11 protein-coding genes, 1 rRNA gene and 1 pseudogene are annotated in these 15,084 nt (G+C 61.3%); 10 read left to right on the forward strand and 3 right to left on the reverse strand.

Annotation, left to right across the window (positions count from 1 at the left end; translation table 11 throughout):
• Window positions 1-100: ribosomal RNA gene (gene rrf, locus H281_RS37755) — 5S ribosomal RNA — on the forward strand; the annotation flags it as partial.
• A 139-nt stretch (window positions 101-239) separates the two neighbouring features.
• On the opposite strand, the pseudogene H281_RS0131980 reads toward rrf, so the two are convergent.
• Together H281_RS0131980 and H281_RS0131985 are read right to left on the reverse strand one after the other, a co-directional pair.
• Window positions 240-431, reverse strand: a pseudogene (locus tag H281_RS0131980) (lipocalin family protein); the annotation flags it as partial.
• Window position 432: 1 nt separating this feature from the next.
• A complete protein-coding gene (locus H281_RS0131985) occupies window positions 433-1,641 on the reverse strand; it encodes a M20 aminoacylase family protein (RefSeq protein WP_027805125.1) in 1,209 nt (402 codons plus the stop codon).
• A 185-nt stretch (window positions 1,642-1,826) separates the two neighbouring features.
• Here H281_RS0131985 and H281_RS0131990 point away from each other — a divergent pair, with 185 nt between their 5' ends.
• On the forward strand, window positions 1,827-3,905 hold the full coding sequence (locus H281_RS0131990) for a molybdopterin-containing oxidoreductase family protein (protein WP_027805126.1): 2,079 nt from the start codon (window positions 1,827-1,829) through the stop codon (window positions 3,903-3,905).
• A gap of 154 nt (window positions 3,906-4,059) precedes the next feature.
• Window positions 4,060-5,733: a long-chain fatty acid--CoA ligase gene (locus H281_RS0131995; RefSeq protein WP_020071208.1), complete on the forward strand. Its 1,674-nt coding sequence runs from the start codon at window positions 4,060-4,062 to the stop codon at window positions 5,731-5,733.
• A gap of 197 nt (window positions 5,734-5,930) precedes the next feature.
• Here H281_RS0131995 and H281_RS0132000 read toward each other — a convergent pair whose 3' ends face one another.
• Window positions 5,931-7,106 carry a porin gene (locus H281_RS0132000; protein WP_020071209.1) on the reverse strand — a complete coding sequence of 392 codons (1,176 nt, stop codon included), beginning with the start codon at window positions 7,104-7,106 and terminating at the stop codon, window positions 5,931-5,933.
• A gap of 302 nt (window positions 7,107-7,408) precedes the next feature.
• Between H281_RS0132000 and coq7 the strand changes: the two genes are divergently transcribed.
• From coq7 to H281_RS0132035, 7 genes are all read left to right on the forward strand, one after another.
• Entirely contained in the window at window positions 7,409-8,047 is a 639-nt protein-coding gene (gene coq7, locus H281_RS0132005; protein WP_027805127.1) for a 2-polyprenyl-3-methyl-6-methoxy-1,4-benzoquinone monooxygenase, read from the forward strand.
• 430 nt (window positions 8,048-8,477) lie between these two features.
• Window positions 8,478-8,906 (forward strand): division/cell wall cluster transcriptional repressor MraZ, encoded by a 429-nt coding sequence (mraZ, locus tag H281_RS0132010; protein ID WP_027802334.1) that lies wholly within the window; start codon window positions 8,478-8,480, stop codon window positions 8,904-8,906.
• Between the two features lie 15 nt (window positions 8,907-8,921).
• A complete protein-coding gene (rsmH, locus tag H281_RS0132015) occupies window positions 8,922-9,875 on the forward strand; it encodes a 16S rRNA (cytosine(1402)-N(4))-methyltransferase RsmH (protein WP_084166954.1) in 954 nt (317 codons plus the stop codon).
• Window positions 9,872-10,222, forward strand: a complete 351-nt coding sequence (ftsL, locus tag H281_RS0132020) for a cell division protein FtsL (RefSeq protein ID WP_020071213.1) — start codon at window positions 9,872-9,874, stop codon at window positions 10,220-10,222. The genes rsmH and ftsL overlap by 4 nt, the downstream gene beginning before the upstream one ends.
• The gene (locus H281_RS0132025; protein ID WP_020071214.1) at window positions 10,219-12,084 is read left to right on the forward strand and encodes a peptidoglycan D,D-transpeptidase FtsI family protein; all 1,866 of its coding nucleotides are present in this window, start codon (window positions 10,219-10,221) and stop codon (window positions 12,082-12,084) included. Before ftsL ends, H281_RS0132025 begins: the two co-directional genes overlap by 4 nt.
• On the forward strand, window positions 12,081-13,652 hold the full coding sequence (locus H281_RS0132030; protein ID WP_020071215.1) for a UDP-N-acetylmuramoyl-L-alanyl-D-glutamate--2,6-diaminopimelate ligase: 1,572 nt from the start codon (window positions 12,081-12,083) through the stop codon (window positions 13,650-13,652). Before H281_RS0132025 ends, H281_RS0132030 begins: the two co-directional genes overlap by 4 nt.
• Window positions 13,649-15,076: a UDP-N-acetylmuramoyl-tripeptide--D-alanyl-D-alanine ligase gene (locus H281_RS0132035; protein ID WP_027805128.1), complete on the forward strand. Its 1,428-nt coding sequence runs from the start codon at window positions 13,649-13,651 to the stop codon at window positions 15,074-15,076. Before H281_RS0132030 ends, H281_RS0132035 begins: the two co-directional genes overlap by 4 nt.
• The last annotated feature ends 8 nt before the right edge of the window (window positions 15,077-15,084 follow it).

Consider the following 15,084-nt stretch of genomic DNA (forward strand, 5'->3'; position numbering starts at 1 on the left):
CGAGTCGGTCCCACCCCTTCCCATCCCGAACAGGACCGTGAAACGACTCCACGCCGATGATAGTGCGGATTGCCCGTGTGAAAGTAGGTAATCGTCAGGCTCCCCAGCAGCATCAGAAACCCCACCCCACAAAAGGTGGGGTTTCTGCGTTTACCGCAGCGAAAAAACGCGGCGGTAAAACAGCGAGACCGACGACAGCAGTACGCCGTAATCAGGCTGGATTCAGCTCGTCCCGTCCCTCACTGCCTGCCGATCCGCAGTGCGTTCGCATAACCGGTCAGTTCCAGATAAGCCCGCCCGAGATCGGCGCCATCGCGGCTCACGCGCACCGCGCCCTCCCGGTACACCGCGCCAGTAGACTGTCGCGAGTCCAGTTCCTGGTCGTCCATCAGCGGATCTACGAGCACGCCAGCGCGACGTGCCATCCAAACTTCATCGATCCGTCGTATCGTTTCCCGCCAGAAAGCGCTGCGCCAGTCGCACCCAGTACGTAGAGCCGATAGGAAGCAGTTCATCGTTGAAGTCGTAACTGGCATTGTGCAGCATGCACGGGCCCGCACCGTGGCCCGCATCACGGTGGCCGCCGTCGCCGTTACCAAGAAACGCGTAACACCCTGGCTTCGCCAGCAACATGAAGGAAAAGTCCTCCGCACCCATCGTGGGTTCCACGGAGTCGTCGACGTTCTCTGCACCGACGATTTCCTTCATAACGGACGCCGCAAATCGCGCTTCGTCACCGCTGTTGATCGTGGGTGGGTAGTTCCGGTGAAAGTGCACCTTGGCCGAGCAATCATAGGCCTCCGCCGTGTTTTCAACGATTTTGCGCATGCGTGCTTCGATCAAGTCGAGCGTTTCTGTCGTGAACGTGCGCACGGTGCCCGCGAGCCAGGCATCGTTAGGAACGACGTTGACCGCGTCGCCGGCGTGAATCTGGGTGATTGAGAGCACGGCCGTATCAAGCGGCTTCTTGTTTCGCGTGATGATGCTCTGCAATCCGTTAGCGATCTGTACGGCGGTAAAGACCGGGTCACGGCCATTGTGCGGTAGCGCTGCGTGCGAGCCGACGCCTTTGATCTCGATACGAAACTCATTGCTGGAGGCCATAATCGGACCTTCAGTCACGCCAAATTTACCAGCAGGCATGCCCGGCCAGTTGTGAATGCCGAACACGGCGTCGACCGGAAATTTCTCGAATAATCCATCGTCGATCATCGCTTGCGCACCCGCGCCGCCTTCTTCGGCAGGCTGGAAAATGAATACGATGGTGCCGTCGAACTCACCGTGTTTCGCAAGATGTCGCGCCGCGCCGAGCAGCATTGCTGTGTGGCCGTCGTGGCCGCACGCGTGCATTTTCCCGTCGTTTTTCGATTTGTGTTCGAAGCTGTTCAGTTCCTGGATTGGCAGCGCATCCATGTCGGCTCGCAGACCGACAGAACGTGTACTGTTTCCGCGTTTGAGGACGCCAACTACACCCGTCTTGCCCAATCCACGGTGAGTTTCGATACCCCAGGACTCAAGCGTCTTGGCGACGAGATCAGCTGTCGCAGTCTCTTCGTAACGCAGTTCAGGGTGAGCATGGATCGTTCGTCGAAGACTCTGAATTTCTCCGTGAGCAGCTTGAATTTCGGGGATCAGTTTCATAATAGTAGAGTGCCGATGCGCTTTAGCTTTTGACTTGCAAGGAATCGCTCGGGCAAGTTGCGCCCGGACGCAGTGCTAACGATTCTACGCCGAAGCCTTTTTGGCGGCAGCATGCAGGCAAGCGCCGACGGACGTAATAAAATCCGGCGTTACGCCACACTTCCCGTCCCCTGAATGGTTACCCCATGAACGCTCCGACTGAATTCGCTCGCGCAGTTTGCCCACACGACTGCCCCGACACCTGCGCGATGCGTGTAACGGTTGAGGCTGGTCGGGCGATCAAAGTGGTCGGCGACCCAGACCACCCACCAACCCAAGGCGCGTTGTGTACCAAAGTCAGTCGGTATGCAGAGCGAGTTCACCACCCGCACCGTCTGACAACGCCGATGAAGCGCATTGGCCGCAAAGGCGAGGGGCATTTCGAACCCATCAGCTGGAGCGAGGCGTTTGAACTGGGCGCGAAGCATCTGTCGGAGATAGCGCAGCGGGCGCCCGAGGCGATCCTGCCATACAGCTACGCCGGCACCATGGGCCTGGTGCAAGGCGACAGCATTGCTCAACGTTTCTTTCATAAGCTCGGCGCATCTCAGCTGGATCGGACGATCTGCGCAGCGGCCGGTGCCGCGGGCTTGAAATATACGTACGGCGCGGGCATCGGCATGCTCACGGAGTTTTTCGACGAAAGCGAGGTTATCCTGATCTGGGGCTCGAATCCGATTGCGTCGAACCTGCACTTCTGGACACGTGCGCAGCAGGCCAAGCGCCACGGAGCCCGACTCATTGCGATCGACCCGTATCGCTCGCTGACCGCCGAGAAGTGCCATCAACACATTGCGCTGAAACCCGGGACCGACGGCGCACTCGCCCTCGGCATGATGAACGTGCTGATCTCCGAAGATCTGCTCGATCACGCTTACATCGCGGCGCACACACTGGGTTTTGATGAGCTGAAAGCGCGGGCGCTCCAGTATTCGCCGTCCCGCGTCGCCGAGATTTGCGGCATTGACGAGCAGGTTATCGTCGACCTGGCGTGCCTTTACGGCAGCACGAAAAAGGCTGCGATTCGCCTGAACTATGGTCTGCAAAGAGTGCGGGGTGGCGGCAACGCCGTGCGCGCCATTGCGTGCCTGCCGTCGCTGACCGGCGCGTGGCGCGAGCGGGCCGGCGGCGCCTTGTTGTCGTCGTCCGGGTGGGCGCCGGTCGACACGCATGCATTGCAGCGTCCGGACCTGATGCCCGGCTGGCCGACCAGGCCCAGCCGCGTCATCAATATGAACGCAATCGGCGACGCGTTGCTGCATCCGGGCGACGCGACATTCGGCCCGAAGATCGAGGCGATCGTCGTCTATAACTCGAATCCTGTTGCCGTTGCACCTGATTCAGAGCGCGTTGCAGCGGGGTTCGCACGCGAAGACCTGTTCACGATCGTGCTCGAGCACTTCCAGACCGACACCGCCGACTATGCGGATTTGCTCCTGCCGGCCACCACGCAACTGGAGCACCTCGACGTGCACAAGTCGTACGGCCACACGCACGTCATGGTGAACTTGCCGGCAATTCCTCCTGTAGGCGACGCACGTCCCAATACTGAAATCTTTCGCGGCCTCGCCCGTCAGATGGGGCTGGATGAGCCGTCGCTGTTCGAAAGCGACGAAACCGTTGCGCGCAGCGCCTTGCGTTGGCAAGACAAGACGCTCGAAGGCGTCGATTGGGAATCGCTCAAACGGGTCGGTTGGGCAAAGCTGAACCTTCCCGATGCGCCTTTTGCCGAAGGCGGCTTTCGCACGCCCTCGGGCAAGTGCGAGTTCTACAGTGAACGGCTCGCGCAGCAGGGGCTCGATCCGCTTCCGGATTACGTGCCGCCGTATGAATCCGCGGAGTCGGCGCCCGAACTCGCCGCTCGCTACCCGCTTGCAATGATCTCGCCGCCCGCGCGCAACTTCCTGAACAGCACCTTCGTCAACGTTGAAAGCCTGCGGTCTACCGAAGGTGAGCCACATCTCGACATTCACCCGTCAGATGCGGGATCGCGGGATATCGTCGACGGTGACCAGGTGCGTATCTTCAACGACCGCGGCTCAATGCAGGCGCGCGCCCGTGTCACCGACCGGGCGCGTCAAGGCCTCGTGGTCGGCCTGTCGATCTGGTGGAAGAAACTGGCGCCCGATGGCCGCAATGCAAATCAGGTCACGAGCCAGGCGCTGACCGATCTCGGTGGATCCGCAACCTTCTACGACTGTCTGGTCCAGGTCGAGCGCGTCTGACGATCTTCTTCCACACAGCCAAGCCGCGCCGCCGAAGCCTCAGAAGGTTCGAGGCAGCAGTCTAACCACGCCGTCACTCGCCATTACCGCAGGGGTGCCCATGCTACGATGCGTTTTTAGCACGACCATTCGAAAATAAAGAAGGAGACGCTGCATGGATAAAATCTGGCTGAAATCTTACCCGCCCGGCGTTCCCGCAGAGATCGACCCAACCCGCTATTCGTCCGTTGCGGAACTGCTCGAAGAGGCGTTTCGCGAGCACCGCAACAAACCTGCGTTTGTCTGCATGGGAAAAGAGATCAGCTACGGCGAGCTGGACGCGCTTTCGCGCAAGCTGGCCGCCTGGTTTCAGTCGAAGGGTCTTGCGCGCGGCGCTCGCGTCGCGATCATGATGCCGAACGTGCTCCAGTATCCGGTGGCGATCGCAGCCATCTTGCGCGCGGGTTACGTGGTCGTGAACGTTAATCCGCTCTATACGCCGCGTGAGCTCGAGCATCAGTTGAAGGATAGCGGCGCGGAAGCCATCGTTCTGCTCGAAAACTTCGCGGTGACTTTGCAGGCAGTTGTGCGTAATACCGCGGTGAAGCATATCGTGGTCGCGGCAATGGGCGATCTGATGGGCGTGAAAGGCGCGGTTGTGAACTTCGTCGTGCGTCAGGTGAAGAAAATGGTACCGGCCTGGAGCTTGCCGGGCCACGTCAAATTCAACACTGCAATTGCGGAAGGCGAACGGCAGACTTTCAAGCCGGTTCAGCAAGGCCCGGACGACGTCGCGTTCCTGCAGTACACCGGCGGCACCACAGGCGTGGCCAAGGGCGCGACACTGCTGCACCGGAATCTGATTGCCAACGTGCTGCAATCGGAAATCTGGCTCAACCCGGTTCGCACGGATCGTACGGACATCGAGCAGTTCATCACCGTTGTCGCGCTGCCGCTTTATCACGTCTTCGCGCTGACAGTGTGTGGGCTGCTGACCATTCGAACGGGCGGTTTGGGCGTTCTGATCCCGAACCCGCGCGATATCCCCGGGATGATCAAAGCCTTGCAAGGCTATGCGATCACGACGATCCCAGCGGTCAACACGCTTTACAACGCGCTGTTGAACAACCCGGACTTCCATAAGCTCGACTTTTCCAAACTGATCGCGGCCAACGGTGGTGGAATGGCGGTTCAGGAAGCGGTCGCCAAACGGTGGTTTGAAAACACGCATACGCCCATTATCGAGGGCTATGGTTTGTCGGAGACGTCGCCGTGTGTGACTTGCAACCCGGTGACGGTAACGGAATATAGCGGCACGATCGGTTTGCCGCTGCCGTCGACCGAAGTCTCGATTCGGGACGACGAGGGCAACGAGGTCCCACTTGGGCAGCCCGGCGAAATTTGCATTCGCGGCCCGCAGGTCATGGCCGGCTATTGGAACCGGCCAGACGAAACAGCCAAGGTCATGACGTCGGACGGCTTCTTCAGATCGGGCGATGTCGGCTTCATGAACGAGCAGGGCTTTGTGAAGATCGTCGACCGCAAGAAGGACATGATTCTGGTTTCGGGCTTCAACGTTTATCCGAACGAGATCGAGGACGTAGTGGCCAGGCTGCCCGGCGTGTTCGAGGTGGCCGCGGTCGGCGTGCCCGATCAGCATTCAGGTGAGGCCGTTAAGTTGTTCGTCGTCAGGAAGGATGACGCGCTCACCGACGCGGATATTTTCGCGTACTGCAAGCAGCAGCTAACTGGCTACAAGCGGCCGAAGATCGTCGAATTCCGCACCGAGCTACCGAAGAGCAATGTCGGCAAGATCTTGCGCCGCGAGCTACGCGACGGGCGTGCATGAACGTGAGGCACTAATGTAGATCGGGGCTCTCAATGAGTTCCGGTAGCAAGACCAGAAAGCCTGACAGACGAACAGTCTGCCGGGCTTTTTGTTTGTGCTGTCGCAAACGCAAAGCCGGCAAGCATCGCGGCTCGCCGGACCCATAAAAAAAGGCGCCCGAAGGCGCCTTTAAGGCAAAACTGCGTATTTACGACTTATTAGAACTTGTGGCGGATACCGACGCGAGCCGCGAGTTGGTTCTGGTTCGACGAGCCCGACAGACCGTTGATGCCAGCATGTGCTTCGGTCACACCAGTACCTGCTGCATTCAGTACTTCACCCGACGCGTGTTGGTACACACCAATCACGTACACGTCTGTACGCTTGGACAGGAAGTAGTCCACGCCGACCGCGCCTTGGTGGTACTGGGCACGCGATGCACCTTCGATGCTCGCGCCGCGCGTGTAGTCATATGCCGCGCCGACCAGCAGCGCCGGGGTCAACTGATACTTGAAGTTGATTTCCGCGTTGTTGAACGTAGCCGATTGACCTCTGACATTCGGCTGTGCGAACGCCGCGCCCAAGTTTGCGAAACGGATGTTCGAGTACGTCAGGCCAACCGTTGCGGCACCGAACGTGTATGCACCACCCGCACCGATTACCTGGTACGTGTTGGCAGACGTGTAGGCACCATAGACCGGCGAGGACACTGCGGTCGCCGGCGTAGCCGCCGTGCCACCGTTGTTGAACAGGCCGCCCGAAGCTGCCGGCGTACGTGCGTTCAAGTAACCGACGCCCAAGACCAGCGGACCGTTGTTGTAGCCAGCGCCCAACGACCAGATCTGGTTCGAAGTAAAGTTGCCCGCAACACCGCCGAAGCTGTACGTGCCGCCGAACTTCAGGCCGCCGTAATCCGCGCTGGTGTACTTGACCGTGTTGTTCGTACGGTATGCGTTGTTGAAGTTGTCGATGTCGCCCGGGTGAGCAGCGATGTAGCCGCCCCACTGGTCGCCGGCTTCCAGCGGACCAACGTAGTCGACGACGGAGTCGTACTGACGACCCAGCGTGACCGTGCCGAACTGGCTCGACAGACCGACGTATGCTTGACGACCGAACATCAGGCCGCCTTGACCCAGCCTGCCGTTGTTCACGTCAAAGCCGTTTTCCAACACGAACAGCGCCTTCAGACCGCCGCCCAGATCTTCCGTGCCGCGCAGGCCGAAACGCGAGCCTTGCATAACACCGCTGGACAGGTTGTACAGGTGCTTGCCACCCGAGTTGGTGTTGATGTTGAAGCCTTCGTCAATGATACCGTACAGGGTCACGCTGCTCTGAGCATGTGCGACGCCTGCGAATGCGCCCAGTGCTGCGAGAGCGAGAAGCGACTTTTTCATCGAATGATCTCCAAGGAATACGAATCTTTTGTACAAGGCGAATATTTATGTAGCGTTGAGGCCTTGCTTGTCCAACTTCGCGAGAAGTTGCACGTAATGTAACAAAACGGCTACATGGCACAAAGAAAAAGGAGGGCGTCTGGAAGGCTCCTGTTTCGTTTACGCAACATGATCTAAAATCCAAATTCTGATGTCTCCGAAGGCCAAATCCGGCCTCGCCGGAGACTGCGTTTTTCTCCGCAAAGGCTTGCTGCATGGGCAGCGCAGAGTGGGGAGCCGGTTGTGAAATCAGGGAGTGCCGAATGTTTCTGGACGAGTTGATTACTGAATTTGATCGGGGTTTACGCTCAATGACTGGCGTCTCGCGCATGAGTCGTCCGTTGCCGCTTCCGCAAGAATCGGCTGCACACGCTGAGGTGCCCGAACTGTCGCCGGCCGAGCGCGCCCACTCCGCAGGTCTCATGCGCGTGAACCACGTGGGCGAAGTCTGCGCACAGGCGCTCTACCAGGCGCAGAAGCTCGCGACGAGGTCGCCATCGCTGCGGACCGTGTTCGATCGGGCCGCAGTCGAAGAAGAAGATCACCTCGCGTGGACGGCCAAGCGTCTCGATGCACTGGACTCGCGCCCGAGTCTGCTGAATCCGGTCTGGTATGCAGGCGCCCTCGCTATCGGCCTTGCAGCCGGACGGCTAGGCGACCGCGTCAGTCTCGGCTTCATGGCGGAGACGGAGCGTCAGGTCGAACAGCATCTGGATAGCCACATGGACCGTTTGCCTGCCGCCGACCGTGAGTCGCGCGCCATTGTCGACCAGATGCGGGCCGACGAGGCCGAGCACGGCAAGGCCGCCATGGACGCTGGCGGCATCGAGCTGCCATTCCCGGCGCGCGCGTTGATGCGTGCAATGTCCAAAGTGATGACCCGTACCGCCTACTACATATAAGAGACAGCAGACGTCGGTTTTCTCCCCGCAACCGCCTCAAATTACCGTAAGTGGGACGACGCTCAAGGCGTCGTCCGTGCTCGATCCCCGAATCCCCGCCTCACACCTTCCAGCCGCCTGCCGCGATCGCTTACAGTCCGCGCCTTTCCCTCGTACTTTTCACGTATCACCTTCAGAAGCCGCAGTAGCTCTTTCTTTTATAACGATTTTCCGTTTTATGTCTGACATGAACGAGTCGCGCTAAGTCCTTGTTCTAACAAACAAATTTCGCTGAAAAACCGTCTGTCTCCCTTGACCCCCGTTTAGCGTTCCTCTAAAGTGGGAGACAGTGTGAGAAAGTGTATTTTTGTGTGATCTGACACGCGGTTTCGGGTAGATTTTTACGAATCGGGCAGCCGGCGCAAAAGCGCCGGTCAAGAGGGAGAGCTAAGTGTTCCAAGGGGCGTCGGCGCTGACTCTCGATGCGAAAGGACGGATGTCAATTCCGTCCCGCTATCGGGATGCGCTGCAAACACAGGCAGAGGGCCGGGTGACGATCACCAAGCACCCGGACGGCTGCCTGTTGCTCTTTCCGCGCCCGGAATGGGAAATCTTCCGCGACAAAGTCGACAAGCTGCCCATGAACGCCGCCTGGTGGAAGCGCATCTTTCTCGGCAACGCAATGGACGTGGACATGGACGGCGCGGGCCGCGTGCTCGTGTCGCCGGAATTGCGCGCGGCCGGCACGCTGGAAAAAGAAGTGACGCTGCTCGGCATGGGCCGCCACTTCGAGTTGTGGGACGCACAAATTTACGCCGCGAAGGAACAGGCGGCGATCGCCGAGGGCATGCCCGAAGCGTTAAAGAATTTCACGTTCTGATCGCGGCATACATATATGGCATCTGCGATGAGAAACGAATTGCAGCATCGCACGGTGCTGCTGGAAGAAGCGGTCAACGCGCTGGTCACCCGCGCGGACGGCGTTTATGTGGACGGCACGTTTGGGCGTGGCGGTCACAGCCGGCTGGTGCTGGAAAAGCTGAGCGAGTCGGGGCGTCTGATCGCTTTCGACAAAGACCCGCTCGCGATCGCCACGGCGCAGCAGATCGCCGATCCGCGCTTTGGCATCGTGCATGAGAGTTTTGCTTCACTGCGCACCGCGATTGCGGAGCGCGGGATTGAACGGGTGTCGGGCGTTTTGCTGGATCTGGGCGTGTCGTCGCCGCAAGTCGACGACCCGGAGCGGGGTTTCAGTTTCCGCGCCGACGGCCCGCTCGACATGCGGATGGACCCGACGCGCGGCGAATCTGCCGCTGAATGGCTGGCGCGGGCCACGGTGCAGGAACTGACGGAGGTGATACGAGATTATGGGGAAGAACGGTTTGCTTTTCAGATTGCAAAGGCGCTTGTTGCTCGCCGGGCAGAGTCCGACCGTCTTGGGCCTCTCGTCAGCACGGGCGAGCTTGCCCAAATCGTGGCTAACGTCGTCAAAACCCGTGAGAAGGGCAAGGATCCGGCAACCCGCACCTTTCAGGCTATACGGATTCACATCAATCAAGAGCTTGCGGAGCTGCAAGTCGTTTTAGAAGCAGCGTTAGCGCTGTTGGAGCAAGGGGGGCGGCTGGTGGTCATCAGCTTTCATTCGCTCGAGGACCGGATCGTCAAGCGATTCATGCAGGCGCACGCAAGTACGCCTACGGTGGATCGTCGCCTGCCGATTCGCGCCGTCGACCTGCCGAGTCCCCCGCTCAAAATCATCGGCCGTGTGTTTGCAAGCGACGCTGAAGTCGCCGCCAACCCGCGCGCCCGTTCTGCCGTGATGCGCGTGGCGGAGCGAATCGCACCATGAATCGTCTCAACATTTTCCTGCTGATGATCGTGATGGGCTGTGCCTTGTCTGTCGTCAACGCAACCAATCAGCAGCGCCAGATCTTCATCCAGTTGCAGCGCGCGCAATCTCAGGAGCGTCAGCTGCAACAGGACTATTCGCAACTTCAATATCAGCAGAGCGCGCTGTCGAAAACGTCGCGCATCGAGCAGATCGCCACCGCGTCGCTAAAAATGCAATCGGTCACGACCGGCCGCACGCAATATCTGACGCTCGATCCGGGCTCGGCGAAGGCTGAAGACGCGCCGATCCCGACGTCCGGTCCGGCGTCCGCGCCTGCAACGAGCCGCAGCGGAGGCGTGCGATGAAAAAATCGTCGGCTCGCAAGAGCGTCGCCTTCTCGGCGAACCCGATTTTGTCGGTGCGCTTGCCTATGTGGCGCTCCAAGCTCGTCGTGTTCCTGCTTTTCATGGCGTTCGTCGCGCTGACGGCGCGCGCCTTCTGGATTCAGGGCCCCGGCAACGCGTTCTATCTGAAGCAGGGCGAAATCCGTTATCAGCGCCGGCTGGAATTGCCCGCCACGCGCGGCAAGATTCTCGACCGCAACGGTCTCGTGCTGGCCACGAGCCTGCCGGTGCGCGCGATCTGGGCAATTCCGGAATCGGTGCCGGACGATCTCGGGGCGGAAAAGCTGGGCGCGCTCGGCAAGCTGCTCGGCATGACCGATAAGGAATTGCGCAGGAAGCTCTCGGAAGACAAGAACTTTGTGTACGTCAAACGTCAGGTGCCGGTCGACATCGCCGAGAAGGTGAAGGCGCTGGACATCCCCGGCATTTACGCGCGCGACGAGTACAAGCGTTTCTATCCGGAAGGCGAGATCACCGCTCACCTGATCGGCTTCACCAACGTCGAAGACGAAGGCCAGGAAGGCGTCGAACTCGGCGATCAGAAGCTGCTGGCGGGCATGTCGGGCAGCCGCCGCGTGATCAAGGACCGCATGGGCCACATCATCGAGGACGTGGACGAGCAGGTCGTACCGCACAACGGCCAGGACGTAGATCTGTCGATCGACAGCAAGATCCAGTACATCGCGTACACGAATCTGAAAGCGGCCGTCGAAAAATTCAAGGCGAAGGCCGGCGCGGCAATGGTGATCGACGTGCGGACCGGCGAAGTGCTGGCGCTCGTCAATTACCCGACCTACAACCCGAACGACCGGTCGCACATGACCGGCGACCAGTTGCGCAATCGCATCCTGACCGATACGTTCGAGCCGGGCTCGATCATGAAACCGTTCACGGTGTCGCTCGCGCTAGATCTGCACCGCGTCTCGCCGACTACACTGGTTGATACAGGCGGCGGCCGCTTCGTGCTTGACGGTGCGCCGATTACCGACGACAGCGCGTTCGGTGTCCTGACCGTCGGCGGCGTGATCCAGAAGTCGAGCAACATTGGCGCGACGAAGATTGCGATGCAGCTCAAGCCCGAAGAGATGTGGAATATGTACACGAGCATCGGTCTCGGTCAGGCGCCGAAGGTCGGTTTCCCCGGCGCGGCGGCGGGGCGTCTGCGTCCGTGGAAAAGCTGGCGCCGTATCGAGCAGGCGACCATGTCGTACGGCTATGGTCTGTCGGTGTCGCTGTTCCAGTTGGGTCGCGCGTATTCGGCCATCGCACACGACGGTCAGATCATGCCGGTGTCGATTTTCCGCACGCCTGGCGACCAGCCGGCAACGGGGCCGCAGATCTTCTCGCCGACCACCGCCCGCGAAGTGCGCGCGATGCTCGAAACGGTCGTCTCGCCGGGCGGCACGTCGCCGGATGCAGCGGTGCCGGGTTATCGCGTCGGCGGCAAGAGCGGTACGGCGTATAAGCACGGTCCGCATGGTTACGACCACTCGAAATATCGCGCGTCGTTTGTCGGCATGGCGCCCATGCCGAACCCGCGTATCGTCGTCGCGGTGTCGGTCGACGAGCCGACCGCGGGTAGCCACTTCGGTGGTCAGGTGTCCGGCCCCGTGTTCTCGGGCATCGTCGGCGATACGCTGCGTTCGCTGAATGTGCCGCCGCAAATGCCGGTCAAGCAGATGGTGGTATCGGACGATTCCGCATCTGCCGCGCCGTCTGCAACGCCAGCGCAGTCGGCTGCGAAAAAGATCTCGACCAGCGCCGGCGCAAAGAAGATGACGATTTCCGCGAACGCGAAGAGCCATCCGGGAGTCGTTCGATGAGCGCGCTGCGCAACAATCATCCGGCGCATCGGGAGATCGCCGAAGCGCTGAGCTGGCTGCGCGCACGCGTGCAGCCAGACGCGCATCTGCACGCCGACACGCGTTCGCTCGCCGCCGGCGACGCATTCTTCGCCTACGCAGTGGATGGCGCGGACAACCGTCCGTTCATCGACAGTGCAATTGAACGCGGTGCTGCCGCCGTGCTCGTTCAGGCCGAAGGATTCAACGGCGCGATCGATGCATCTACGACGCTTGCGGTACCGGCGTTGAACGACCTCGCCGGTTCAATCGCGAGTGCCTGGTACAACGATCCGAGCGACAGCATGCTGACGGTCGGCGTGACGGGCACGAACGGCAAGACTTCGTGCAGTCAGTGGATTTCGGCGGCGCTCACCGCGCTCGGCACACGTTGCGCGATCATCGGCACGCTTGGCACCGGTTTGCCGGGACAACTGGTGCACACCGGCTTCACGACACCCGACGCGCCGCAATTGCAGCGCAGTCTTGCGCAACTGCGCGACGCCGGCGCGCGCGCAGTCGCAATGGAAGTGTCGTCGCATGCGCTGCATCAAGGGCGCGTGAACGGCACGGCGTTCGACATCGCCGTGTTCACGAATCTCACGCAAGACCACCTCGACTATCACCGCACTTTCGAAGCGTATGAAGCGGCGAAGGCGCGCCTTTTCGCGTGGCCTGAACTGCGTGCGGCGGTGATCAATCACGACGACGCGGCCGGCCGCCGTCTGCTTGCCAGCACTCGAGGTCACGCGCGCACCATCGCTTACGGCCTCGACTCCGCGCAGAACGACGCTTCGCAAAGTGCAGGGCAAAGCGCGCCGCAAGCGGACGCGTGGTTGCTCGCGTCGAACGTGCGCGCCACCGCAACCGGCACCGCGTTCCATCTGAACACGTCCGACTGGGGCAAGGCCGACGTCGAAGTACAAACGCTCGGCGCGTTCAACGTGAGCAATCTGCTCGGCGTGCTCGGCGCATTGCTTGCCGCCGACGTGCCGTTCGACGCCGCGCTTGCCCAACTGGCGAAGCTCGAATCGGTGAACGGCCGCATGGAACGCCTCGGCGGCCGCTTGCAGAACGACGAGCCGCTCGTCGTGATCGACTACGCGCACACGCCAGACGCGCTTGAAAAAACGCTGGAAGCGCTACGCCCGATGGCAACCGCGCGCGGCGGCGAACTGATTTGCATGTTCGGCTGCGGCGGCGACCGCGACGCGACCAAGCGTCCGCTGATGGGCGCAATCGCCGAGAAGATCGCGGACGGCGTCGTGGTTACGAGCGACAACCCGCGCAGCGAAGATCCGCAATCGATCATCGAGCAGATCGTAGCGGGAATGAAAGACTCGTCGAAAGCGCGCCGCATCGAAGACCGCGCGAGCGCGATCCTTCAGGCGATCCGCAGCGCCGCGCGGGAAGACGTCATCGTGCTGGCTGGAAAAGGGCACGAAGCCACACAGGAAATCATGGGCAAGAAGCGCGCTTTCTCCGATCAGGACCACGCCCGTCTCGCGCTCGCCGCGCGGGCGACGCAGGCACGCGGAGGTGGCGAATGAGCGGGCAAGGAAATGCAATGTTCTCGCTGCGTGAAGCCGCGGCGCTGATTCCCGGCGCGACCGTGATCGGCGACGACAGCGTCACCTTCGAACGCGTGTCGACCGATAGCCGCAGCGCGGGTCCGAGCGATCTCTTCGTCGCGATCAAGGGCGAGCGTTTCGACGCGCACGACTTTCTCGGCGACGTTGCAGCGCGCAACGTGACGGCGGCGCTCGTTTCGCGCACGCCGCAAGACTGGAGCGTGCCGGCGCTGCGCGTGACCGATACGCGCGTCGGTTTGGGCGCGCTGGCTCGCGGCTGGCGTCGCAAGTTCGGCATGCCGCTCGTCGCCGTGACGGGCAGCAATGGCAAGACCACGGTCAAAGAAATGATCGCGTCGATCTTCGCTGCCGCCGTCGGAGCGGATGCGCGGCTCGCTACCGCCGGCAACTTCAACAACGATATTGGCCTGCCGCTCACGCTGTTCCGTCTGAATGCGGCGCATCGGCTGGCCGTGGTCGAACTCGGCATGAATCATCCCGGCGAAACGTCGTTGCTCGCGAAGATCGCCGAGCCGACGGTTGCGGTCGTGAACAACGCGCAGCGCGAGCATCAGGAGTTCATGGCGACCGTCGAAGCGGTCGCGCTCGAGCATGCGAGCGTGATTCATGCGCTGAATCCGGATGGCGTCGCCGTGTTCCCGGCGGACGACGCTTTCGCCAGCATCTGGCGCGTGGCCGCCACCGGCAACCGGATCGTCGACTTCGCGCTGAACAGCGACGAACGCACGACCGAAGCCGCCGTCACCGGCAGGTTCGACGGCAAGCTGCTCAGCGTCGACACACCGCAAGGCCATGTCGAAATCACGCTGCAAGTGCTCGGCAATCACAACGCGCACAACGCATTGGCCGCGACATCGGCCGCCCTCGCCGCGGGCGTTTCGCTCGATGCGATCAAGCGCGGCCTCGAATCGTTCGGCGCGGTGAAAGGCCGCTTGCAGGTCAAGCATGCCGCGCTCGGCACGCTAGCCGGTGCAACGGTGATCGACGACACGTACAACGCGAATCCCGATTCGATGCGCGCCGCGATCGACGTCCTCGCGTCGCACGCTTCGCCGCGGGTGCTCGTGATGGGCGACATGGGCGAAGTCGGCGACAACGGTCCCGAGTTCCACCGCGAAATCGGCGCATACGCGAAGGAACGCGGTATCGACGCGCTGTACGCAATGGGCGACGCCTCGCGCGACGCCTGCACCGCGTATGGCGCGGGCGCGCATCACGTGGCCGACATCGGCACGCTGGTCGCGCAATTGCAGCAGGCCGGCTTCGGCGCCGCTGCAACGCTTCTCGTGAAAGGCTCGCGCTTCATGCAGATGGAGCGCGTGGTGGACGCCGTTACGAGTCCACAACCCAACGCAGCGGGCAGTACGCCCGCCGCACACTGAAATAGAAG

Origin of the sequence: Paraburkholderia caledonica (genome assembly GCF_000383275.1) — a bacterium.
GTDB classification, from domain to species: Bacteria; Pseudomonadota; Gammaproteobacteria; order Burkholderiales; family Burkholderiaceae; genus Paraburkholderia; species Paraburkholderia caledonica.

Bases quoted from the DNA above. Each gene is read 5' to 3' on its own strand.
- H281_RS0132000 (WP_020071209.1), bottom strand. From the start codon at position 7,106: ATGAAAAAGTCGCTTCTCGCTCTCGCAGCACTGGGCGCATTCGCAGGC.
- H281_RS0131985 (WP_027805125.1), bottom strand. From the start codon at position 1,641: ATGAAACTGATCCCCGAAATTCAAGCTGCTCACGGAGAAATTCAGAGT.
- H281_RS0131990 (WP_027805126.1), top strand. From the start codon at position 1,827: ATGAACGCTCCGACTGAATTCGCTCGCGCAGTTTGCCCACACGACTGC.
- H281_RS0132030 (WP_020071215.1), top strand. From the start codon at position 12,081: ATGAGCGCGCTGCGCAACAATCATCCGGCGCATCGGGAGATCGCCGAA.
- coq7 (WP_027805127.1), top strand. From the start codon at position 7,409: ATGTTTCTGGACGAGTTGATTACTGAATTTGATCGGGGTTTACGCTCA.
- ftsL (WP_020071213.1), top strand. From the start codon at position 9,872: ATGAATCGTCTCAACATTTTCCTGCTGATGATCGTGATGGGCTGTGCC.
- H281_RS0131995 (WP_020071208.1), top strand. From the start codon at position 4,060: ATGGATAAAATCTGGCTGAAATCTTACCCGCCCGGCGTTCCCGCAGAG.
- H281_RS0132035 (WP_027805128.1), top strand. From the start codon at position 13,649: ATGAGCGGGCAAGGAAATGCAATGTTCTCGCTGCGTGAAGCCGCGGCG.
- H281_RS0132025 (WP_020071214.1), top strand. From the start codon at position 10,219: ATGAAAAAATCGTCGGCTCGCAAGAGCGTCGCCTTCTCGGCGAACCCG.
- rsmH (WP_084166954.1), top strand. From the start codon at position 8,922: ATGGCATCTGCGATGAGAAACGAATTGCAGCATCGCACGGTGCTGCTG.